Below are 18,430 nucleotides of genomic sequence, written 5' to 3' on the forward strand. Positions count from 1 at the left end.
TTTCATTCATGCCCCTGATTCACGGGGCATAACGATGACGTTTCGATTCGGCATGGTCCATCGCCTGATCGCACTGGCGCTGGCGGCCCTGGTGCTTCTGGGTGGCGCCCTCGGGGCGACCCTGGTGCAGGTGCGGGCGATGATGCTCGATCAGCGCCGCGGCGAGATCAGGCACAGCGTCGAGGCCGCCGCGAGCATCCTGTCCGGCTACGTCGCCCGCGCCAAGGCCGGCGAGATGACCGAGGCCGAGGCGCGGCGCGCGGCCGTCGGCGTGCTCCGCCCGGTCCGTTTCGATTCCGGCAACTTCTTCTACATCTACGATTACGAGGGCAACGGCATCCTGCAGCCGGTCAAGCCCGAGCTGGAGGGCCGGAACAACCTGGGCCTGAAGGACCGCAGCGGCCGCTTCATCATCCGCGAGGTCGTCGACGTCGTGAAGGAGAAGGGCGCGGGCTTCAACGAGATCCTCTGGGTGCGGCCCGGCGAGACCACCGAGACCGTGCGGGTGACCTACTCGATCGGGATCCCGGAATGGCGCCTCTTCGTCGGGGCGGGCCTCTACCTGGACGATATCGACGCGGCCCTGCGCCAGGCGGTCATCGGCCTGCTGTGGAAGATCGTGCCCTGCGCCCTCCTGTTCCTGGCGCTCGCGCTCCTGATCGGGCGCGGCATCGTCAAGCCGCTCGCGGGGCTGACAAGGTCGCTGGAGCGTCTCGCGGAGGGCGAGGTCGAGGCCGCCGTGAGCGGGGAGGGCCGCCGCGACGAGATCGGGCGGATCGCCGGCGCGGTCGTGCGGCTGCGCGACGTCATCCGGCAACGGGCGCTGGACGCGCAGGAGCAGGATCGCGCCGCGCGCGCGCACCAGGAGCAGGGGCGGCGCGAGGCGATGCTGGCGCTGGCGGAGCAGTTCGAGGGCTCGGCCGGTCTCGTCGTCGGGCAGCTCTCGGCCTCGGCGGCGGACCTGCAGGCGATGGCGGCCGCGATGAGCACCTCGGCCGACAGCACCGCGGCGCGGGCCGCCACCGTGGCCTCGGCCGCCGAGGCGGCCTCCGGCAACGTCGATATGGTGGCGGCGGCGGCCGAGGAACTCGGCGCCTCGGTGGCGGAGATCAGCCGTCAGGCGGTGGGCTCCTCGGATCTCGCCGCGGCGGCGGGCGTCGAGGCGGATCAGACCGCCCGGCTGGTCGACGACCTCAGCCGCACGGCGGGCCGCATCGGGGACATGGTCGGCCTGATCGCCGACATCGCGAGCCAGACCAACCTGCTGGCGCTCAACGCCACCATCGAGGCGGCGCGGGCCGGCGAGGCGGGCCGCGGCTTCGCGGTGGTGGCCGCGGAGGTCAAGGAACTCGCCAACCAGACCGCGAAGGCGACGGAACAGATCTCCGGGCAGGTCTCCCAGATTCAGGGCGCGACCGGCGAGGCGGTCGCGGCGATCGGCGCCATCACCCGCCGGATCGGCGAGATGCGCGGCGTCGCCACGATGATCGCCACCGCCGTCACCCAGCAGGGCGCCGCGACGCAGGAGATCGTCCGCAACGTCTCCGAGGCGTCGGCCGGCACCCGCGGCGTCACGGCGATCATCGCCGAGGTCTTCGCAACCGCGGAGGAGACCGGCACCGCCGCCGCCCGGATGCTCCACGCGGCGGGCGCGCTGTCGGCGCAGTCGGACCGTCTCGCCTCGGACGTGTCCGGCTTCCTCGACACGGTGCGGGCCGCGTGACGCGCCCTGCCTACTCGGCCGCCGCCTCCAGCGCCTTCTCGTAGGCGCCGGAGGTGAGCGCCGCCTTCAGCCAGCCGTCGACGGCCTGTTTGAGGGCCGGGTCGCGGGTCATCCAGTAGCCCTTGTCGGCGTGGTCGAAGGTATCCGGCACGGCGGCCGGGCAGAGCACGCCGCGGTGCCGACGGGCCTGGTAGTCGACCTCGGCCCCGTCCGTAATCATCAGGTCGGCGCGGCCCTCCGCGACCTCCTCGAAGATCGTGCGGTTGTCGGGGTGCACCCGCAGGGCGGCGTGCGGCAGGTTCGCGGCCGCGAATCGCTCGTTGGTGCCGCCCGGATTGACGACGACCCGCACCTCCGGCCGGTCGATCGCCGGGAGCGACGTATAGGTTCCGGCATCGGAGCAGCGCACGATCGGGCGCTTGCCGTCCGTCATCACCGGCACGGAGAAATCCGCCACGGCGGCGCGGTCGCTCGTCACCGAGACGCCGCCCATGGCGATGTCGAAGCGGTCCGCGAGGAGGTCGTCCTTCAGGTTCTTCCAGGTCGTCGGCACGATCTCGAGCGAGACGCCGAGCGCCTTCGCCAGGTCCCGCGCCATGGTGACGTCGGCACCCTTGATCCCGGTCTCCGTCCTCAGGGAGTAGGGGGCGTAATCGCCGGTCAGACCCACCCGCAGCGTGCCGCTGTCGCGGATCGTCGCCAGCGGCCGCGCTATGGCCGGACCTGCGAACAGGATCGCCGCCGCCCAGAACCCCGCCCACCCGATCACCCGCATCGCCGCTCTCCTGTCGCGCCGGGCGCAGCTAAGGGCTTCGCCCGCTCTCTGTCCACGGGAAGCGTGTCCGCGAGGCCGGGAGCGGTTGACAGGGCGCGCCGCGACTGGCGTGGAGGGGGCCTGTCGAGCCCGTGATGACCGCCCCAGCCGCCCGCCTCGCCGTCTGGCTCTCCCGCAACCGCGCCAAGGTGATCCAGGCCGGGCGCATGACGGTCGCCAGCCTCACGACCTTCCTGCTCGCCGAGGCGCTCGGCCTGCCGCAGGGCTTCTGGGCGGTGATCACGGCGCTCATCGTGACGCAGAGCAGCGTCGGCTCGTCGATCAAGGCCGCGATCGACCGCTTCCTCGGCTCGGTCCTCGGGGCGGTCTACGGCGGGGCCGTGGCCCTGGCGGTGCCCCATCACGGCGGCGTCGAGACGGTGCTGGCCCTGGTGCTGGCGATCGCGCCGCTCTCGCTCGCCGCCGCGCAATCGGCGGGGTTCCGGATCGCCCCGATCACCGCGGTCATCGTGCTGCTGAGCACGACCGGGAGCACGCTCGGGCCGATCGCCTTCGCGCTCGACCGGATGCTGGAGGTCGGCCTCGGCTGCGCCATCGGGCTTGCCGTCTCGCTGCTGGTCGCCCCGTCCCGCGCCTCGCGGCTCGTGGGGATCCAGGCGGCGCGCACCGCCCGGCTCCTCGCCGACCAGCTCGACGCCCTCGGCCGCCGCGACGATGCCGGGATCGACGCCCAGGGCCTGCCGCTCGCCGCCCGCCGCAGCCTCGACCGGCTGGAGACGCTCGTGGCCGAGGCGGCCCGCGAGATGCGCAGCCGCCTCGCCTCGGCGCCCGACCCGGAGCCGCTGGCCCGCACGCTGATGCGCCTGCGCCACGACGTGGTGGTGCTTCGCCGCGCCGTCCGCGAGGCGGATCTCGGCCCGGATCTCGCGGAGCCCTGGGCACGGGCCGCCCGCGCCGCCGCCGCCCGCCTGCGGGCGGTGGCGGCCGCGCTGGAGGACGGCACGGCGGCTCCGGCCGAGGATCCGGCCTTCCCGGACGCGATCGCGGCCTACCGCGCCGCGATCGACGCCATGCGCGAGCGCCACCTCACCCGCGACCTCTCCACCGACGTGGTGGGCCAGATCTTCTGGATCGCGTTCTCGCTCGATCAGCTGCGGCGCAACTTGGACGACCTCGCCGAGCGGGCCGCCGAGCGGGCCGGCGCCTGAGGCCGCGTGGTCATTGCGGGCTGCTGCTCGGATCGGGCCCGCCCTCGCGCACGAATTTCTGGGCCCGCTTGCCGGTATCGACCTCGGTCGTGAAGACGTTGCCGTGCCGGTCCACCGCGAGGTTGTGCACCCAGTGGAAGTCGCCGGCCTGCCGCCCGTTGCGCCCGAAGCGGCCCACGACCGCGCCGGTGTCGCGCCGCAGGGTGCGGACCTCGTTGTTGGCACCGTCCGCGTTCATCAGGAAGCTTTGGGCGGCATCCGGCCAGAGCGCCAGTTCCCACACCGAGCCGTTGGCGCGGGTGTCCTTCTCGACGAAGAATTCCGTCACGAAGGTGCCGTCCTTGCGGAAGACCTGGACGCGGTCGTTCGTCCGGTCGCAGACGTAGACGAGCCCGTCCCGGGCGATCTGCACGCAGTGAACCGGATTGCGGAACTGCGCGGCCGGCGGGGCGGCGGGATCGTAGGGGCCGAGCGCGACGTCCGTCGGCGGCTTGCCGTAGGCGCCCCAGTGCCGCTTGTAGGCGCCCGTCTCGGCGTCGAAGACGATCACCCGGTGATTGAAGTACCCATCCGCGACGAAGAGTTCGTTCGTCTCGGGATCGACCTGCATGTTGGCCGGCCGGCCGAGCCGGGTGACGTCGGCGCTGTTCGTCTGCGGGCCGGGATGACCGATCTGCATGACGAAGCGGCCGTCCTGGGTGAACTTCAGGATCTGCCCGTCATGCTCGCCGTTGCCGGCGATCCAGACGAAGCCCTTGGGGTCGATGTGGATCCCGTGCTCGTTCTCGGGCCAGTCGTAGCCCGTCCCCGGGCCGCCCCAGGAGGCCACCAGGGTGCCGCCCTGGTCGAAGACCAGCACCGGCGGGGCCGGGACGCAGCAGCGGCTGCGCGGGGGCGTGAGGCTCGCGGCCTTCTCGTCGTCCGTCAGGGTCCGGGGCCGCTGGATCACCCAGATCCGATCCTGGCCATCCACGGCCACGCCCGACGCCTGGCCGATGATCCAGTTGTTGGGCAGGGGCTTGGGCCAGAACGGGTCCACCCGGAACCGCGGCACGTCGTCCGCGAGCGCGGCGAACCCGCACAGCATTGCGATGAGGACGGCCAGCCACCGCATCCTCTCCTCCCTGAAGATTGTCCCACGCGAGTATGCGGACGGGAGCTGGCCGCAATCCACTCCGGGGCACGATATTCCTGAGGACGGAGGCCGACGCGGCGTTCGAACGCTCGCGCGGCTGCTGCGTTGGGCAGGGCGGCCGACCGGCCGCGACGCGGGATACCCAATGCCGGACCTGAGACACCCCGCCCGCGACGAGGCGGCGCCGATCCGAGTCGCCGAACCCGATCCGTCAGGGGGGGCCGGCGCGATCAGACCGCCGCCCACCGCGGAGGACGCCTCGCCGCGCGTCCCCTGGCTCAGCCTCCTGTTCGGGTTCCTGCCGATGCTCCCCTTCGCGGCGGGCGCCGCGGCAGCCGCTCTCGCCGGGGGTGAGACGCGCCGGGTCGTCGTCGCGCTGACCCTGCTCTGGGGCTGCGCCATCCTGTGCTTCCTGTCGGGGGTGCGCCGCGGTCTCAGCTTCCGGACCGTCGGGGGGCCGACCGCGGCGCAGCTCGCCACCATGCTGGCGCTGTTCGGCCTGGGTTTCGCGGCGGTGCTCGGCGTCGCATTCGGCCGGCCCCTCACTGCGACGGGGCTCCTCCTCGTCGGCTACGGGCTGATCGTCGTCCTCGACCCGCGCGCGGCGCGGACCGGCGAGGCCCCGCGCCACTTCGCCCGGCTGCGGCCGGTCCAGATCCCCATCGCCCTGCTGGGCCTCGCGGTGCTGCTCCTGCTCCAGCTCGCCGGACCGGCCTGATCGCCCTGGTCCAAGCGCGGCAAAAAATTCGCTAGGATGCCGACGACGGGCCTCGCCGCCCGTCGCCGGGGCGGGTCGCCCCGGCGAGGATCGGGCGCGCAGGCGTCCGCCAGAGGGAAGGACACGCGCCATGCTCGGCCTGATGCAGGACTGGCCCCTGCTCATCCACCGCATCATCGACTACGCGGGAGCGCAGCATCCCGACCGGACGGTGCTGTCGCGGTCCGTCGAGGGACCGATGCACCGCACCGATTACCGCGCGGTGCGCAGCCGGGCCCTGCGCCTCGCCAAGCGCCTCGATCGGGAGGGCATCCGGCTCGGCGACCGGGTCGCCACCCTGGCCTGGAACACGTGGCGGCACCTGGAGGCGTGGTACGGCATCACCGGTCTCGGGGCGATCTACCACACGGTCAACCCGCGGCTGTTCGGGGAGCAGATCGCCTACATCATCAACCACGCGGAGGACCGCATCCTCCTCCTCGACCTCACCTTCGTGCCGATGATCGAGCGGCTCGCCGCGCAGCTGCCGACGGTCGAGCGCTTCGTGATCCTCACCGACGCGGCGCACCTGCCGGAGACGAGCTTGCGCAACGCCGTCGCCTACGAGACCTGGATCGCCGAGGCCGACGACGATTTCGCCTGGGCCTCCTTCGACGAGCGCACTGCGGCGGGCCTCTGCTACACCTCGGGCACGACCGGGAACCCCAAGGGCGTCCTCTACTCGCACCGCTCGAACGTGCTGCACGCGATGGCGAATAACGGGCCCGACTATCTCGGGCTCGCCAGCCGGGACGTGGCGATGCCGGTGGTGCCGCTCTTCCACGCCAACAGCTGGTCGCTCGCCTTCGCGGCGCCGATGGCGGGCGCCGGCCTCGTCCTGCCCGGCCCGAAGCTCGACGGCGCCTCCGTGCACGATCTCTTGGAGACGACGGGCGTCACCGTCACGGCGGCAGTGCCGACCGTGTGGCTCGGGCTCCTGCAGCACCTCGACGCGACGGGAGGGCGGCTGTCGCACCTCAAGCGGGTCGTCATCGGCGGGTCGGCCTGCCCGCGGGCGATGAGCGCGCGGTTCGAGCGGGATTTCGGCGTCACCGTGACGCATGCCTGGGGCATGACCGAGATGAGCCCGATCGGCTCCTTCTGCTCGCTCAAGCCCGAGGTCGGCCACCTGGAGGGCGAGGCGCGCCTCGATCTGAAGATGAAGCAGGGCTACCCGCCCTTCGGCGTGGAGTTCCGCCTCACCGACGATGCCGGACGGGACCTGCCCTGGGACGGCACCACCTTCGGGCGGCTGAAGGTGGCCGGGCCGGCGGTCGCCAAGGCGTATTTCCGCGACGACACGCCGATCCTCGACGATCGCGGGTTCTTCGACACCGGCGACATCGCGACCATCGACCCGCACGGCTACATGACGATCACCGACCGCTCGAAGGACGTGATCAAGTCGGGCGGGGAGTGGATCTCCTCGATCGAGCTCGAGAACCTCGCGGTCGCCCACCCGGACGTGGCGGAGGCGGCGGTGATCGGGATCGCGCATCCGAAGTGGGACGAGCGCCCGCTCCTCGTGGTGGTCCCCAAGGCCGGCCGCACCCCGACCAAGGACGACATCCTCGACTTCATGCGCCCGCGCATCGCCAAGTGGTGGATCCCGGACGACGTCGTCCTCGTGGAGGAGATCCCCCACACGGCGACGGGCAAGATCCAGAAGACCACGTTGCGCGACCAGTTCCGGGAGTACAGGCTGCCCGGGGCGGCGTGAGGCCGCAGGCGGGCGCGCCGCGCGGGCGGGGGTTCCTCCGCGCGGCGCGCCCCATTACTAACCCCCGGATGACAGCTACGCCCGGCCCGGTCCCCGCATGCGCCGCCTGATCGTCGAGGAGCCCGTCACCCGGGCGGCCCCCTGGTCGCTGCGCTGCGCGTGGTTCGCGCTGGCGGTGGTGGCCATCGCGCTCCTGCTCGTGCGCGATCCCCGGGCCGAGACCGGCCCGGCCCTCGCGGCCATGGCCGCGGGAGTCGGCGTCGCGCTCCTCGCCGTCCTCCTGGCGATCGGCGCCTTCGTGCGGGTGTGGAACGAGGGCGCCCGCGGCCTCGGCACGGCGACCGCCGGCCTGTTCCTCGCCGCCCTGGTCCTGGCCTATCCGGGGCTCATGGCGGTGCGGGGCGCGACGCTGCCCCGGCTCACCGACATCGCCACCGACATCGCCGATCCCCCCGCCTTCTCGCGCTCGCGGGCCGCCTACGCGGCGCGGGGCGGCTGGCTGCCTCCCGACGTGGCGCCCGGCCCGCGCGCCCTGCAGCGGGAGGCCTACCCGCAGATCGCCCCGCTCACCCTCGACCTGGGACCGGACGAAGCCTTCCAGCTCGCCCTGAAGGCGGCGGGAAACCGCAAGTGGCAGGTGGTGGAATCCTACAAGCCCGGCGGACGGGTCGGGAACGGGCGGATCGAGGCGGTGGTCCGCTCGCGCCTCCTCGGGCTCCCCTACGACGTCACCGTCCGGGTTCGGCCGCGCGCCGACGGCGCCCGCATCGACGTACGGGCGGCCTCCCGCTACGGCGACCGCGATTTCGGGCAGAACGCCGATCACATCCGCTCGTATCTCGAGGAGCTGTCCAACCTCGCCCTCGCGGTGAAGTGAGGGTCGGTCAGGGCGCCCGGTAGAGGCTGTCGAGGGCCGCCTCGCCGTCGGTCAGGGCGCGCCCGCGCGCGACGAGGTCCTCCAGGTGGGCGTAGACCGAGAGCGCGGCGGCGCCGGTGAGCCGGGGGTCCAGGCCCTGGTAGATCTCGGCGACGAGGGCCGGAATCGTGCGCGGCCCGCCCGCGAGGCGCTCCAGGATCGCCGCCTCCCGCGCCCGCCGGTGGTGGGCCAGCGCGCGGACGAAGCGCTGCGGCTCGCGCACCGGCCCGCCATGGCCCGGCCAATAGGTCCGGTCGCCGCGGCTCTTGAGGCGGTCAAGGGAGTCCATGTAGGCGCCCATGGCGCCGTCCGGCGGGGCCACGATGCTGGTCGACCAGCCCATCACGTGGTCGCCCGAGAACAGCGCCTCCTCCTCCGCGAGCGCGAAGGCGAGGTGGTTCATGGTATGGCCGGGCGTCGCGATGGCCCGCAGGGTCCAGCCCGGCCCGTCGATGCCTTCGCCGTCCCGCAATTCCTGGTCGGGCCGGTGGTCGCGGTCGGACGCCGCGTCGAGGAGGGCCGTCTCCCCGCCGCGCAGGGCGCGGGCAGCGCGGTGGGGACCGCATCCGACGATCGGCGCGCCCGTGGCCGCCTGAAGCGCCCGGGCGCCCGGCGAGTGATCCCGGTGGGTGTGGGTGACCACGATCGCGGTCACGACCTCCTCCGCGAGCGCGGCGCGCAGCGCCTCATGGTGCTCCGGGGCGTCGGGTCCCGGGTCGATCACCGCCACGCGGTCGTGCCCGACCACGTAGGTGCAGGTTCCGGTCTGGGTGAAGGGGCCGCCATTCGGGCAGACCAGCCGCCGGATCAGCGGCGAGACCTGCTCGATCCGGCCCGGCGCGGGCGCCTCGCGAGAGAAGGTCGGCGGGTCGGCGCTCTCGGTCGTGCTCAAGCCGCATGCCTCCTGGGTCGGCGCCGCGGATCGCGACGGGACCCGCCCGCACCGGCCGCGGGCCGCTCTAGCGACGCCCGGCACTCCTGTCGAGCGCCGCGACCTCTCGCAACCTGGACCGGCGCGAACGGCCCAGTTAACGTCTCCGCAACGACCTGGCCGCGCCACGACCTGGACTCGCGCGGACTTGGCCCCGACCCGATTGGGCCCTGCGCGGATCCCGGCATGGCTTACCTGATCGAAACCATCGGCACCGTCACGCCCTTCCTGGCGGACCGGCTGCGCGCGGCCGGAATCGCCACGACCGACGCGCTGCTGGCGAGCGCCGGGGCGGCGGCCGAGCGGCGCCGCCTGTCCGAGGCGACGGGGATCCCGGGCGAGGAGCTGCTGCGCTGGGCCCGACGCTGCGACCTCTTCCGGGTCCACGGCCTGTCGCGCCCGATGGCCGAATTGCTCGAGGCGGTGGGCATCGGCTCCGCTGCCGACCTCGCCGGGCAGGAACCCGGCGCGTTGCGCGACCGGCTGGAGGCGGCCAACGCGGCGCGGGCGGTCTGCGCCGTTCCGCCGCCGCGGAGCATGGTCGCCGGCTGGATCCATCAGGCCGCGCAGCTCGCGCCGCGCCTGGAGGTCGAGGCCCGCCCGCAAGCCCCTGCGAGGGATCAGCGGTAGGGCGAGGGGACGACCACGCGGACCGTGTCGAACCCCGCGTCGCTCGCCAGGACCGGGAACCCTCCCGCGCGGGCGACGCGCGTCCGCACCCGCTCCGCCCGCAACGTCCGCGCGAGCGACTCGCGGAACGCCGCCTGCTCGCGCTCGCGCCGGGTCACGTCGAGGCGACGGTCGAGATCGTGCCGCCACGCGGCCGGCAGCACGCCGGCCCGGCGGAACTCGACGAAGCGGGGCCGGCTTCCGCCCGCACCGGTGAAGACCTGGGCGGTTCCGCTTCCCGCGATGGCGTCGCCCCGGCGCAGGGTGACGTCCCGGTCCGGCGGGACCGCCGCCGCCACGGCCCCGTCCGGGTGGCAGGAGCAGGAAGCCACGACGCGGCTCCGGTACAGGAACGCGCTGGCCATCTCGCGGTAGGGCTGGCCGGTGAGACTCACGGCGCGGTCGAGGTCCTGGCCGGCGCCGACCGTGTAGAGTTGCATCTCGCTGCCCGGGCAGGCGGTCGCGCAGGACTGGGCCTGGACCGCCGCATCCTCGCGGGCGCCAAGCGTCGCCAGGGGGAACAGGTACCCGTCGCAGGTCCGCACGCAGACCGACCGGGCGCCCTTCGGCAGCGGCGCGGCGTGCTGCTGCGCGAGGCCGGTCGTCGTCGCCGCGACGCAGACGGGCCGTGGCGTCTGGGCGGGGCGGGGCGTGTGGGCGATCCGCGGCGCGGCGGAGATCCTCGGCGTGTGGAGGGACCTCGCCGCGTGGGTCACGCGCGCGGTTGGCGGGGCGGGGTGCCGGGCCGCCTCGGCTCTCTGCGGGCGGCGTGGGGCCGGCCGCCGCGCCTCGGCCGCCGGGGCCGAAGGGCCACCGAGGCTGCGGGCGAAATTGCCGAAGATCACCTCGAACACGCCGGCATCATCCGCGGCCCGCACGAGCGTCGTCGTGCCGACGGCGCCACCGAGCCCGATCACGACGCCCAGGGCCGCATTCCGCAGAAGGGACGGAATGACGGAGCGGGTTTGCACGCCCATGGGGCCTCCAGCGGTCAGTCTGCCGCAAGTAGGCCCGCAAGGAAGGGAGGATCAATCAGGAAGGAGCACTGAGATGAGTCGGATCACTACCAGTTGAGGGAAAGCGCCCTGCGGGTCGGGCCGTCGCGAAGGCAGCAGGGCCGGCGGCGCGGGAGGATTCTCCACGAATAGGGCGAGGAGCCTGGCCCGGCGGGGCTGGCGAAATCTCGATCAGTTCTGCCGACGGCCGCGGCGGGCACGCACCGGAACCGGCACGGGAACGGGCTGCGCGGCACCGCGCAGGGCGGCGGCGGCGGCGGCCGCGACGGCGGCGCCCGCGGCGAGGGCCGGGATCAGCGATCCGATCGACTCGAACCCGGCCAGGAACGGCCCGAGCGTCAGCGCGAGGCCGGCCGGAAGGGCAAGAGAACGGGTCATCGCGCAGCCTCCACTGGGTTCACCGATGCAACGTCCGGTCCGAAACGCGAGTTCCGAACACCGCATATGGGGAGCGATCGTCGCGTCGTCGCTGCGACAAAGCGGAACCGATTCCGAGCGGTCACGTTTCTCCGCTCAAGATCGGCCGCGGGCCGATGATTTGGACAGACGAAAGGTTCGCGCCATGCTCGGTTGGGCGGTTACTTTCCTGGTCGTGGCCCTGGTGGCCGCGCTGTTCGGGTTCGGCGGGATCGCCGGCACCGCGGTCGAGGCCGCGAAGATCGTGTTCTTCGTCGCGGTGGTGCTGTTCGCGATCTCGGCCGTCGTCGGCCTCCTGCGCGGACGCTCCCCCACGCTGTGAAGCATCGTCAGGACGCGCGCCGCACATCGCGGCGCGCGGCCCCTTCAGGAATCCCTCTTCACGGGACCTGACTCGTCGAGATTCGCGAGCAACTCGACGAAACGGTCCGGGATGGGTTGCTGAAGCAGTTCGTCGTACATGGCCCGGAGGTGAGAGCCGATCCGGCCCTGCGTGCGGCGGTCGAGTCCGGGCTGCTCCGACGTTCCCGCCATCCCGTGCTCCGGGGACGCATCGGCGCCCTCCATCCCCTTGCCATCGATCATGCGTGTCCCCTTCGCCCTGCTCCCCGACGACGGGCAGGGCGAGTGCGCGGCGCTTGTTGACCAACACGCGCTCTTGCGCCGACAACGCTTTCGGGTCACGGCGGTTCCACGAACCGGAACGATCGCGCAGGCGCGGCGTTGAGAAACAGGGACTTCGCACGCGCGACAGCACTCGCAAGGGGAACTGAATGTCGACAGCACAACTCGTCGTGCAGCACCTGCCGTACCTGCGCCGCTACGCACGCGCGCTCACGGGCAGCCAGGTGGCCGGCGATGCCTACGTGGCGGCGACGCTCGAGACGCTGGTCAACGAGCCCGAGACGCTGGGCCGGAGCGCGAACGTCAAGGCCGACCTGTTCAGGGTGTTCACGCGGATCTGGAACTCGCTGTCGGTGAACGGGCAGAGCGACCAGGTGCAGCACGATCTCCCGGCGGAGGTGCGCCTGGGCCAGATCACGCCGCTGCCCCGTCAGGCCTTCCTGCTCTCTTGCCTCGAAGGCTTCTCGGAGGAGGACGCGGCCACGATTCTGGGCGTCGACATCTCGGAGGTGCGTGACCTCGTGGACGAGGCCGGGCGCGAACTCGCCGCCGACATGGCCACGGAGATCCTCATCATCGAGGACGAGCCGCTCATCGTCATGGACCTCGAGGCCCTGGTCGAGGGCCTGGGCCACAACGTGACCGGCGTCGCCCGCACCCGCACCGAGGCGATCAAGCTTGCCGAGGGCCGGCGCCCCGGGCTGATCCTGGCCGACATCCAACTTGCGGATGGCAGCTCGGGCCTCGACGCGGTGAACGATTTGCTGAAGACCTTCGAGGTGCCGGTGATCTTCATCACCGCCTACCCGGAGCGCTTCCTCACGGGCGAGCGTCCCGAGCCGGCTTTCCTCATCGCCAAGCCCTTCCAGCCGGCGAACGTCTCGGCCGTCATCAGCCAGGCCCTCTTCTTCCAGCAGAGCGCCCGCCGCCGCGAAGCGCGCGCGACCGCGTAGGAACCGGCGGATCGGCCCGGCGCAAAGCCTGCGTCACGACCGATGTCCTCACCGGACGTTGGTCGTCGCTACGGGGGCGACCGCAACCGATCGCAAGACATCGTCGAGGTGACAGGGGCCGCTCCGACTATCGGGGCGGCCTTCTTCGCGTCGCCCAACCGGTTGCCCATAAAGAAACGGACCGGAGATGCTCCGGCCCGTTCGAAGTTTCCGGCCAATGCACAAGGGGAATGCGGGGAGGACCAGGTGGCCGGGTTGTCATACCAACGTCGCCTCGCCTCCCGGAGTTCCGGCCCGGGCCAGGTGTTTTTTCTCTCGGTGTTGCCGATCTGCCGCACGCCGGGTGCGCCGGCGCACCGCCGTAGCGTGAACGAACCCTTAAGCGGCTCTCCTCAATCGTCGGCATCAGCTGTGCCGTTTATGCACGTCGGCACGGAACGACTTGGCCTGGTCCGACGTTATCGCAGTGACGTGTCAAGCTTCGCTTCGAGGACCCGCGTATGCTTCGCGCTCACCTCTTCTTCAGCATCACCGCCCCGGCCGCGCTGCTTGCCCTGATCGCGCAGCCGCTGGTCGAACATTCGCTCGTGGCGGTCGCTGGGCCGGCCCCGAACGAAGTTCAGCTTGTCAAGGGTGACCGGCTGGCGCCGGTTCGGCCCGTGGCGAGCCAGCAGGTGCCGGTGGCCGTGGAGATCACGGGCCTCGGCGCCGCGAAAGTCACTCTGCGCGGAGCGTCCGGCGAGGTGCTCTACCAGACCGACGCTGCGGCCAACACCACTCTTGTCGCCCGCGACACGGCCCTCCCGCACGTGACGCTGCGCAGCCGCGAGGGTGCGCCGGTGGCGATCCGCGCGCCGGGGACGCCCCCGGAGGCGGTCGGCACCCGGCGGGTGATGCCGGAGGGCTGCGAGGGCGCCATCAGCGGGCTCGCCGGGCACGAGGCCCGGCGCCTGCTGCCGAGCCGCTGCCTCGCCCAGGTCGACCCGGCCTCCGCGGCCGGTTGACACGAACAGCCGGAGGGAACGCCATGCTCGGCTACCGCGAATCCGAAATTCCCGTCCCGCCGCCCGGCTGCGCGGATCGCCCGCGCCGCGAGCCGGCCGCCCTGCCGGAGAGCGAGCGCCTGGAGCGCCTGCTGGCGGGGCTCGTCGTGACCCGCCCGTCCGACGACGCGATCTGCCAAGCCCTGCTCCGGCGCAACCTCGTGGTGACCGGTCGGGCGGCCTGAACCGCCGCTGCGCCCCCCTCACAACCAGGTCGGGAATTAGAACGGGCGCCCGCGAGGCGCCCGTTGCGTTCGTCCGCGCGTGAGGATCGGCCGAGGACGGCGGACACCGTGGTCCGGCACGGGGCCGGACCACGGCGATGCGTCAGAGACCCCGGATCAGTCTTCGCTGGCGCGGCCCGAGCCCGAGGCCTGCCCGCCCTTTCGGCCGGCGGAGGACGCGAGCTCGCGGTCCTGCGAGAACGAACGCTTCTCTGCGGGAACGCTGCGACCGCCCTTGCTGGCGATCTCGCGCTGCCGTTCCATATCCATCGATGCGAAGCCGCGCTTCGAGGTCGAATTCCCGGTTGCCATGAATGCCTCCTTGGCCGGTGTCCTCGTGCTCTCAACCTTCAGCGCAAATGATGGTTCCTGGACCGTTTCCCGGGCGGGAGCCGCGCGGCGGCTGGCGGAACCCCTGCGGTGGCGTGACGTTCGACCGGTGCGGGCCGAAGCACGGCAATGAGGCCAGCTCATGAGGGCCGGCCCGGGCCGTACCGGACGATCTGGAGCCGTCGAGATGACCAATCCTGCCATGGTTCGCCGCGAGGCCGCCGTCCATCCCGAGTCGGCACCCGCGCCGAACTGCGACGCCTTGCCGCCGGTGCCGGCCCCGGAGGACAGCCCCACACCGCTGACCACCCGCGATCCCGAGGATTCGCCGCACGCCCAGGACTATCGTGGGTTCCGGCGACCCGGCGGCCTGACGACCCGCAAGGCGTGAGGCCCGGCGCGTCCGAGGCTCTCCGCCCGTCGGCTCTTCCCGCAATGGAGAGTTTCCGGACCTCGGCCGGACGATTAGACTTCCAAGGGCGGACCCGGACCCTCCCTGCCGCCGGCGCGCGGGCGACGTGATCGTTCCGCGGGACGGGGGCGAGGGCAGCGGTGCGACGGACGGGAAGCGCAATGGACGGGGCAGGGGCGCTCAATCGCAATCAGGTCGGCGCGGACCTGGGCCACCAGGAGGCCGCCAGCGGCGCCCTGACGGCCGAGAGCGACCCGGAGGCCGCCGACGCCTCAGGCGGCCTCGATCGCAGCCTGTTCCGCTACATCTGGCGGCACTCGAAGCGGGACCAGATCCTGATCTGCGCCGTCGTGCTGGCGTCGCTGCCCCTCTACTTCGCGTCCCTCGACCTGCCGCGCCGGATCGTCAACGAGGCGATCCAGGGTCACGCCTTCGAGAAGGGCAACGCCACCGCCCATTTCCTGGTGCTGCGCCTGCGCATGCCCGACTGGTTCGGCGGCGAGCGCGCGCTCTTCGACGGTTTCCAGGTCGACCGGTTCGAACTCCTGTTCGGGCTCTCCTCGCTGTTCCTGCTCCTGGTCCTGATCAACGGGGCCTTCAAGTACTGGATCAACGTCGCCAAGGGGGCCCTCGGCGAGCGGATGCTGCGGCGCCTGCGCTTCCAGCTGTTCTCGCTGATCCTGCGCTTCTCGCCCAGTTCGATCCGGCAGGCGAAGGCCTCGGAACTCGCCACGATCGTGCGCGACGAGGTGGAGCCGATCGGCGGGTTCATCGGCGACGCCTACATCCTGCCCGCCTTCCTGGGCACGCAGGCCGCCACCGCCATGGCGTTCATCCTGATCCAGAACGCCTGGCTCGGGCTGATGGCCGCCGCGGTGGTCGGGGTGCAGTTCGTCGTCATCCCGCGGCTGCGGCGCGAATTGCTCCGCCTCGGGCGCCAGCGCCAGCTCGCCTCGCGGCGGCTCGCGGGCCGGGTCGGCGAGGTGGTGGACGGGATCGAGGCGGTGCACGCCAACGGATCGGAGCCCTGGGAGCGGGCCGAGATCGGGCAGCGGCTCTTCGGCCTCTTCGACCTGCGCCTGCGCATCTACCAGCGCAAGTTCATGGTCAAGTTCCTCAACAATCTGCTCGCGCAGATGACGCCGTTCCTCTTCTACTGCATCGGCGGCTACTTCGCGCTCAAGGGCCAGCTCAGCATCGGCCAGCTGGTGGCGGTGATCGCGGCCTACCGCGACCTGCCGCCGCCGCTGAAGGAATTGATCGACTGGGACCAGCAGCGGCTGGATGTCCAGGTCAAGTACGAGCAGGTGGTGCAGCAGTTCCTGCCCGACCGGCTGCTTCCGGCCGAGGTGCCCGGCCGCGACGCGCCGCTCCTCGGTACGCTGGCGGTCGAGGATGTGTGGGTGAAGGAGGATCACGGGCCGCTCCTGGAGGGCGTGTCCCTGTCCCAGACCCTGCCGGCCCGGATGGGGATCGTGAGCGACGGCGGCCCCGCCGCCAGCGCGTTCGCGCGGGTGCTCGCCAACCGCCTGCCGCCGAACCGGGGGCGGCTCACGGTCGGGGAGCACGACCTCACCGAATGGGGGTCGCTCGCCCTGGCACGGCGGATCGCCTATGCCAGCGTCGAGCCGATCCTGTTCCCGGGCTCGCTGCGCGAGAACATCATCTACGGCCTCCACCGCCCGCCCGAGCGGCTCCCGCCGGCCGAGACGGCCGAGGAGAAGCGCCGCCGCGCCGAGGCCCGGCGCACCGGCAACCCGATCAGCAGCCTGTCGGGCGACTGGATCGACTACGCGCAGGCGGGGGTGAAGGACGCGGCCGGCCTCGACGCGGTGATCCTCGGCTGGCTGCGTCACGTGGGGATGGGCGAGGAGGTCTACCGGTTCGGGCTGCTCGGCCAGGTCGATCCCCGACGGCATCCCGACCTCGCGGAGCGGCTGATCGAGGCGCGGGGCGCGCTGCGCGACCGGCTCGCCGCGTCCGGGATGGCGCACCTCGTCGAGCCGTTCGATCCGGCGCGCTACAATCGTCAGGCGACGGTCGGCGAGAACCTGCTCTTCGGCGTGCCGACCACGTCGAGCCTGAGGGGACGCGCCATGGCCGAGCACCCGGTCGTGCGCGGCGTCCTCGACGCCGCCGGGCTGACCGAGGAATTCGTGACGATGGGCGAGGAGATCGCCCAGACCATGCTGGAGATCTTCCAGGGCCTGCCGATGGGCCACCCGCTCTTCGAGCAATTCTCCTTCCTGTCGGCGGACGAGCTGCCCGAATACGAGGCCATCCTGGCGCGGCGCACCGCCACGGAGGCCTCGCAGGCGCGGCACGGGGCCTCGTCGGTCGCCCGGTTCCGGCGCCGCTGGCTCGGCCTGGAGCGCTACGGCGGCGCCGACGCAACCCGGCTGATCGCGCTGCCGCTCGCCTATATCGAGCCCCGCCACCGCCTCGGGCTCCTCGACGACGCGCGGCGCGAGCGGCTCGTCGCGGCGCGCGGGGCGCTGCGGGCGGCCCTCGACGCCTCCGGGGAGGGGGGCGTCGAGTTCTACGAGCCCGACGCCGTCTGCACCGCGGCGCCGCTCCGCGACAACCTGCTGTTCGGGCGCATCAACCAATCCGCCGCCGACGCGGCGGCCTCCGTCACGGCGGCGATCACCGCCACCGTGGAGGATCTGAAGCTCGCCGACGCGGTCGCCCGGGTCGGGCTCGACCACCAGGTCGGCCCGGCCGGGCGGTTCCTGTCCGGCGGGCAGCGCGCCGCGATCAGCCTGATCCGCGCCCTGGTGCGCCGGCCCGACCTCCTCGTCCTCGACGGGGCGCTGGCGCCGATGGGCGAGAACCGGGCGCGGGCGACCCTGCAGCTCCTGCTGGAACATTTCGGGCGCGAGGCGAGCCTCGTCGCGGTGCTGCCGAACGAGCGCTTCGCGCCGCTCTTCGACGTCGTGCTGCGCGCGAGCGGTACCGCGGTCGAGGCGGCGCCGGCCAGGGAGGGCTGAAGCGCCGCCTCGCTGTTCGCGGAGGATGCCGCGGCCCGGGGGCTGGCGCCGGGCCCGGCGCTGCGGCAAGGTCCGGCCGTCGAGGATCGAGGTGCGAGGCATGACGCTCGAGACCGAGGTGCAGTCCCTGCGCCAAGTGCCGATGTTCCGGGAGGTCGATCCCCCGCGCCTCAAGCTCCTCGCTTTCACGAGCGAGCGGGTCCACTTCGCCGAGGGACAGACGTTCTTCCACCAGGGGGACGCGGCGGACGCCGCCTACCTGATCCTCCACGGGGAGGCCGCCGTCACCCTGGACGGGCCGGGCGGGCCGATCCAGGTGGCGCTGCTCGGCGCCAACGCCCTCGTGGGCGAGATGGGCATCCTGGCCGACCAGCCCCGCTCGGCCACCATCACGGCGACGAGCCCGACCACGGCCCTCCGCATCGACCGCCGGGTCTTTCTGGAACTGCTGAGCCAATTCCCGCAGATCGCCATCGCGGTGATGCGCGAACTCGCCCACCGCCTCGAGATGACCAACCAGCAGCTCGCCCGGAGCCGGTCGGGCTGACGCCCGGCCGGCGGCCGGAGCAACACAGACGGGGAAACGC

Annotated in this window: 20 protein-coding genes; 13 read left to right on the plus strand and 7 right to left on the minus strand. The window is 72.5% G+C overall.

What is annotated here, in order from left to right; translation table 11 throughout:
- The first annotated feature begins 34 nt into the window (after nucleotides 1-34).
- Nucleotides 35-1,723 (plus strand): cache domain-containing protein, encoded by a 1,689-nt coding sequence (locus ACW9J6_RS03265; RefSeq protein ID WP_457114986.1) that lies wholly within the window; start codon nucleotides 35-37, stop codon nucleotides 1,721-1,723.
- A 10-nt stretch (nucleotides 1,724-1,733) separates the two neighbouring features.
- Here the strand turns inward: ACW9J6_RS03265 and ACW9J6_RS03270 are convergent, their stop codons facing one another.
- The gene (locus ACW9J6_RS03270; protein WP_457114987.1) at nucleotides 1,734-2,498 is read right to left on the minus strand and encodes a transporter substrate-binding domain-containing protein; all 765 of its coding nucleotides are present in this window, start codon (nucleotides 2,496-2,498) and stop codon (nucleotides 1,734-1,736) included.
- A gap of 134 nt (nucleotides 2,499-2,632) precedes the next feature.
- On the opposite strand from ACW9J6_RS03270, the gene ACW9J6_RS03275 reads away from it, so the two are divergent.
- The gene (locus ACW9J6_RS03275) at nucleotides 2,633-3,706 is read left to right on the plus strand and encodes an FUSC family protein (RefSeq protein WP_457114988.1); all 1,074 of its coding nucleotides are present in this window, start codon (nucleotides 2,633-2,635) and stop codon (nucleotides 3,704-3,706) included.
- Between the two features lie 10 nt (nucleotides 3,707-3,716).
- Here ACW9J6_RS03275 and ACW9J6_RS03280 read toward each other — a convergent pair whose 3' ends face one another.
- A complete protein-coding gene (locus tag ACW9J6_RS03280; RefSeq protein WP_457115118.1) occupies nucleotides 3,717-4,793 on the minus strand; it encodes a hypothetical protein in 1,077 nt (358 codons plus the stop codon).
- Between the two features lie 277 nt (nucleotides 4,794-5,070).
- On the opposite strand from ACW9J6_RS03280, the gene ACW9J6_RS03285 reads away from it, so the two are divergent.
- The 3 genes from ACW9J6_RS03285 to ACW9J6_RS03295 all read left to right on the plus strand — a co-directional run bounded on the left by ACW9J6_RS03285 (nucleotide 5,071) and on the right by ACW9J6_RS03295 (nucleotide 8,195).
- Nucleotides 5,071-5,559: a DUF3429 domain-containing protein gene (locus tag ACW9J6_RS03285; RefSeq protein ID WP_457115119.1), complete on the plus strand. Its 489-nt coding sequence runs from the start codon at nucleotides 5,071-5,073 to the stop codon at nucleotides 5,557-5,559.
- A 130-nt stretch (nucleotides 5,560-5,689) separates the two neighbouring features.
- Entirely contained in the window at nucleotides 5,690-7,318 is a 1,629-nt protein-coding gene (locus tag ACW9J6_RS03290; protein ID WP_457114989.1) for a long-chain-fatty-acid--CoA ligase, read from the plus strand.
- 97 nt (nucleotides 7,319-7,415) lie between these two features.
- Nucleotides 7,416-8,195: a DUF1499 domain-containing protein gene (locus tag ACW9J6_RS03295; protein ID WP_457114990.1), complete on the plus strand. Its 780-nt coding sequence runs from the start codon at nucleotides 7,416-7,418 to the stop codon at nucleotides 8,193-8,195.
- Between the two features lie 7 nt (nucleotides 8,196-8,202).
- On the opposite strand, the gene ACW9J6_RS03300 is transcribed toward ACW9J6_RS03295, so the two are convergent.
- Nucleotides 8,203-9,126 carry an MBL fold metallo-hydrolase gene (locus ACW9J6_RS03300; protein ID WP_457114991.1) on the minus strand — a complete coding sequence of 308 codons (924 nt, stop codon included), beginning with the start codon at nucleotides 9,124-9,126 and terminating at the stop codon, nucleotides 8,203-8,205.
- Nucleotides 9,127-9,351: 225 nt separating this feature from the next.
- On the opposite strand from ACW9J6_RS03300, the gene ACW9J6_RS03305 reads away from it, so the two are divergent.
- Nucleotides 9,352-9,795, plus strand: coding sequence for a DUF4332 domain-containing protein (locus ACW9J6_RS03305; protein WP_457114992.1), 444 nt, complete (start codon nucleotides 9,352-9,354; stop codon nucleotides 9,793-9,795).
- Here ACW9J6_RS03305 and ACW9J6_RS03310 read toward each other — a convergent pair.
- Together ACW9J6_RS03310 and ACW9J6_RS03315 are read right to left on the minus strand one after the other, a co-directional pair.
- Nucleotides 9,786-10,811, minus strand: coding sequence for a DUF2865 domain-containing protein (locus ACW9J6_RS03310; RefSeq protein WP_457114993.1), 1,026 nt, complete (start codon nucleotides 10,809-10,811; stop codon nucleotides 9,786-9,788). The two genes, ACW9J6_RS03305 and ACW9J6_RS03310, sit on opposite strands and share 10 nt — an antisense overlap.
- A gap of 210 nt (nucleotides 10,812-11,021) precedes the next feature.
- Nucleotides 11,022-11,228 (minus strand): hypothetical protein, encoded by a 207-nt coding sequence (locus ACW9J6_RS03315; protein ID WP_457114994.1) that lies wholly within the window; start codon nucleotides 11,226-11,228, stop codon nucleotides 11,022-11,024.
- 184 nt (nucleotides 11,229-11,412) lie between these two features.
- Between ACW9J6_RS03315 and ACW9J6_RS03320 the strand changes: the two genes are divergently transcribed.
- Entirely contained in the window at nucleotides 11,413-11,589 is a 177-nt protein-coding gene (locus tag ACW9J6_RS03320; protein ID WP_457114995.1) for a DUF1328 domain-containing protein, read from the plus strand.
- Nucleotides 11,590-11,633: 44 nt separating this feature from the next.
- On the opposite strand, the gene ACW9J6_RS03325 is transcribed toward ACW9J6_RS03320, so the two are convergent.
- A complete protein-coding gene (locus tag ACW9J6_RS03325) occupies nucleotides 11,634-11,852 on the minus strand; it encodes a NepR family anti-sigma factor (protein ID WP_457114996.1) in 219 nt (72 codons plus the stop codon).
- 188 nt (nucleotides 11,853-12,040) lie between these two features.
- Between ACW9J6_RS03325 and ACW9J6_RS03330 the strand changes: the two genes are divergently transcribed.
- From ACW9J6_RS03330 to ACW9J6_RS03340, 3 genes are all read left to right on the plus strand, one after another.
- Nucleotides 12,041-12,844 carry a response regulator gene (locus ACW9J6_RS03330; RefSeq protein WP_457114997.1) on the plus strand — a complete coding sequence of 268 codons (804 nt, stop codon included), beginning with the start codon at nucleotides 12,041-12,043 and terminating at the stop codon, nucleotides 12,842-12,844.
- A 500-nt stretch (nucleotides 12,845-13,344) separates the two neighbouring features.
- The gene (locus tag ACW9J6_RS03335; protein WP_457114998.1) at nucleotides 13,345-13,848 is read left to right on the plus strand and encodes a hypothetical protein; all 504 of its coding nucleotides are present in this window, start codon (nucleotides 13,345-13,347) and stop codon (nucleotides 13,846-13,848) included.
- Nucleotides 13,849-13,871: 23 nt separating this feature from the next.
- Nucleotides 13,872-14,072, plus strand: a complete 201-nt coding sequence (locus tag ACW9J6_RS03340) for a hypothetical protein (RefSeq protein WP_457114999.1) — start codon at nucleotides 13,872-13,874, stop codon at nucleotides 14,070-14,072.
- Nucleotides 14,073-14,228: 156 nt separating this feature from the next.
- On the opposite strand, the gene ACW9J6_RS03345 is transcribed toward ACW9J6_RS03340, so the two are convergent.
- Complete coding sequence (locus ACW9J6_RS03345) at nucleotides 14,229-14,423, minus strand: general stress protein (RefSeq protein ID WP_457115000.1); 195 nt, start codon at nucleotides 14,421-14,423, stop codon at nucleotides 14,229-14,231.
- A gap of 205 nt (nucleotides 14,424-14,628) precedes the next feature.
- Between ACW9J6_RS03345 and ACW9J6_RS03350 the strand changes: the two genes are divergently transcribed.
- The 3 genes from ACW9J6_RS03350 (at nucleotide 14,629) to ACW9J6_RS03360 (ending at nucleotide 18,390) form a co-directional block, all read left to right on the plus strand.
- Nucleotides 14,629-14,832, plus strand: a complete 204-nt coding sequence (locus tag ACW9J6_RS03350; protein WP_457115001.1) for a hypothetical protein — start codon at nucleotides 14,629-14,631, stop codon at nucleotides 14,830-14,832.
- Between the two features lie 182 nt (nucleotides 14,833-15,014).
- Nucleotides 15,015-17,843, plus strand: a complete 2,829-nt coding sequence (locus ACW9J6_RS03355) for an ABC transporter transmembrane domain-containing protein (RefSeq protein WP_457115002.1) — start codon at nucleotides 15,015-15,017, stop codon at nucleotides 17,841-17,843.
- A 100-nt stretch (nucleotides 17,844-17,943) separates the two neighbouring features.
- On the plus strand, nucleotides 17,944-18,390 hold the full coding sequence (locus ACW9J6_RS03360; RefSeq protein WP_457115003.1) for a cyclic nucleotide-binding domain-containing protein: 447 nt from the start codon (nucleotides 17,944-17,946) through the stop codon (nucleotides 18,388-18,390).
- Nucleotides 18,391-18,430: the final 40 nt, after the last annotated feature.

This window comes from Methylobacterium sp. JK268 (assembly GCF_054052225.1).

What these genes read in the sequence shown, in the direction of transcription:
- ACW9J6_RS03310 (WP_457114993.1), bottom strand. Translation starts at nt 10,811, where the DNA reads ATGGGCGTGCAAACCCGCTCCGTCATTCCGTCCCTTCTGCGGAATGCG.
- ACW9J6_RS03330 (WP_457114997.1), top strand. Translation starts at nt 12,041, where the DNA reads ATGTCGACAGCACAACTCGTCGTGCAGCACCTGCCGTACCTGCGCCGC.
- ACW9J6_RS03325 (WP_457114996.1), bottom strand. Translation starts at nt 11,852, where the DNA reads ATGATCGATGGCAAGGGGATGGAGGGCGCCGATGCGTCCCCGGAGCAC.
- ACW9J6_RS03350 (WP_457115001.1), top strand. Translation starts at nt 14,629, where the DNA reads ATGACCAATCCTGCCATGGTTCGCCGCGAGGCCGCCGTCCATCCCGAG.
- ACW9J6_RS03290 (WP_457114989.1), top strand. Translation starts at nt 5,690, where the DNA reads ATGCTCGGCCTGATGCAGGACTGGCCCCTGCTCATCCACCGCATCATC.
- ACW9J6_RS03265 (WP_457114986.1), top strand. Translation starts at nt 35, where the DNA reads ATGACGTTTCGATTCGGCATGGTCCATCGCCTGATCGCACTGGCGCTG.
- ACW9J6_RS03305 (WP_457114992.1), top strand. Translation starts at nt 9,352, where the DNA reads ATGGCTTACCTGATCGAAACCATCGGCACCGTCACGCCCTTCCTGGCG.
- ACW9J6_RS03340 (WP_457114999.1), top strand. Translation starts at nt 13,872, where the DNA reads ATGCTCGGCTACCGCGAATCCGAAATTCCCGTCCCGCCGCCCGGCTGC.
- ACW9J6_RS03335 (WP_457114998.1), top strand. Translation starts at nt 13,345, where the DNA reads ATGCTTCGCGCTCACCTCTTCTTCAGCATCACCGCCCCGGCCGCGCTG.
- ACW9J6_RS03345 (WP_457115000.1), bottom strand. Translation starts at nt 14,423, where the DNA reads ATGGCAACCGGGAATTCGACCTCGAAGCGCGGCTTCGCATCGATGGAT.
- ACW9J6_RS03315 (WP_457114994.1), bottom strand. Translation starts at nt 11,228, where the DNA reads ATGACCCGTTCTCTTGCCCTTCCGGCCGGCCTCGCGCTGACGCTCGGG.
- ACW9J6_RS03355 (WP_457115002.1), top strand. Translation starts at nt 15,015, where the DNA reads ATGGACGGGGCAGGGGCGCTCAATCGCAATCAGGTCGGCGCGGACCTG.
- ACW9J6_RS03295 (WP_457114990.1), top strand. Translation starts at nt 7,416, where the DNA reads ATGCGCCGCCTGATCGTCGAGGAGCCCGTCACCCGGGCGGCCCCCTGG.
- ACW9J6_RS03275 (WP_457114988.1), top strand. Translation starts at nt 2,633, where the DNA reads ATGACCGCCCCAGCCGCCCGCCTCGCCGTCTGGCTCTCCCGCAACCGC.
- ACW9J6_RS03320 (WP_457114995.1), top strand. Translation starts at nt 11,413, where the DNA reads ATGCTCGGTTGGGCGGTTACTTTCCTGGTCGTGGCCCTGGTGGCCGCG.
- ACW9J6_RS03360 (WP_457115003.1), top strand. Translation starts at nt 17,944, where the DNA reads ATGACGCTCGAGACCGAGGTGCAGTCCCTGCGCCAAGTGCCGATGTTC.
- ACW9J6_RS03280 (WP_457115118.1), bottom strand. Translation starts at nt 4,793, where the DNA reads ATGCTGTGCGGGTTCGCCGCGCTCGCGGACGACGTGCCGCGGTTCCGG.
- ACW9J6_RS03270 (WP_457114987.1), bottom strand. Translation starts at nt 2,498, where the DNA reads ATGCGGGTGATCGGGTGGGCGGGGTTCTGGGCGGCGGCGATCCTGTTC.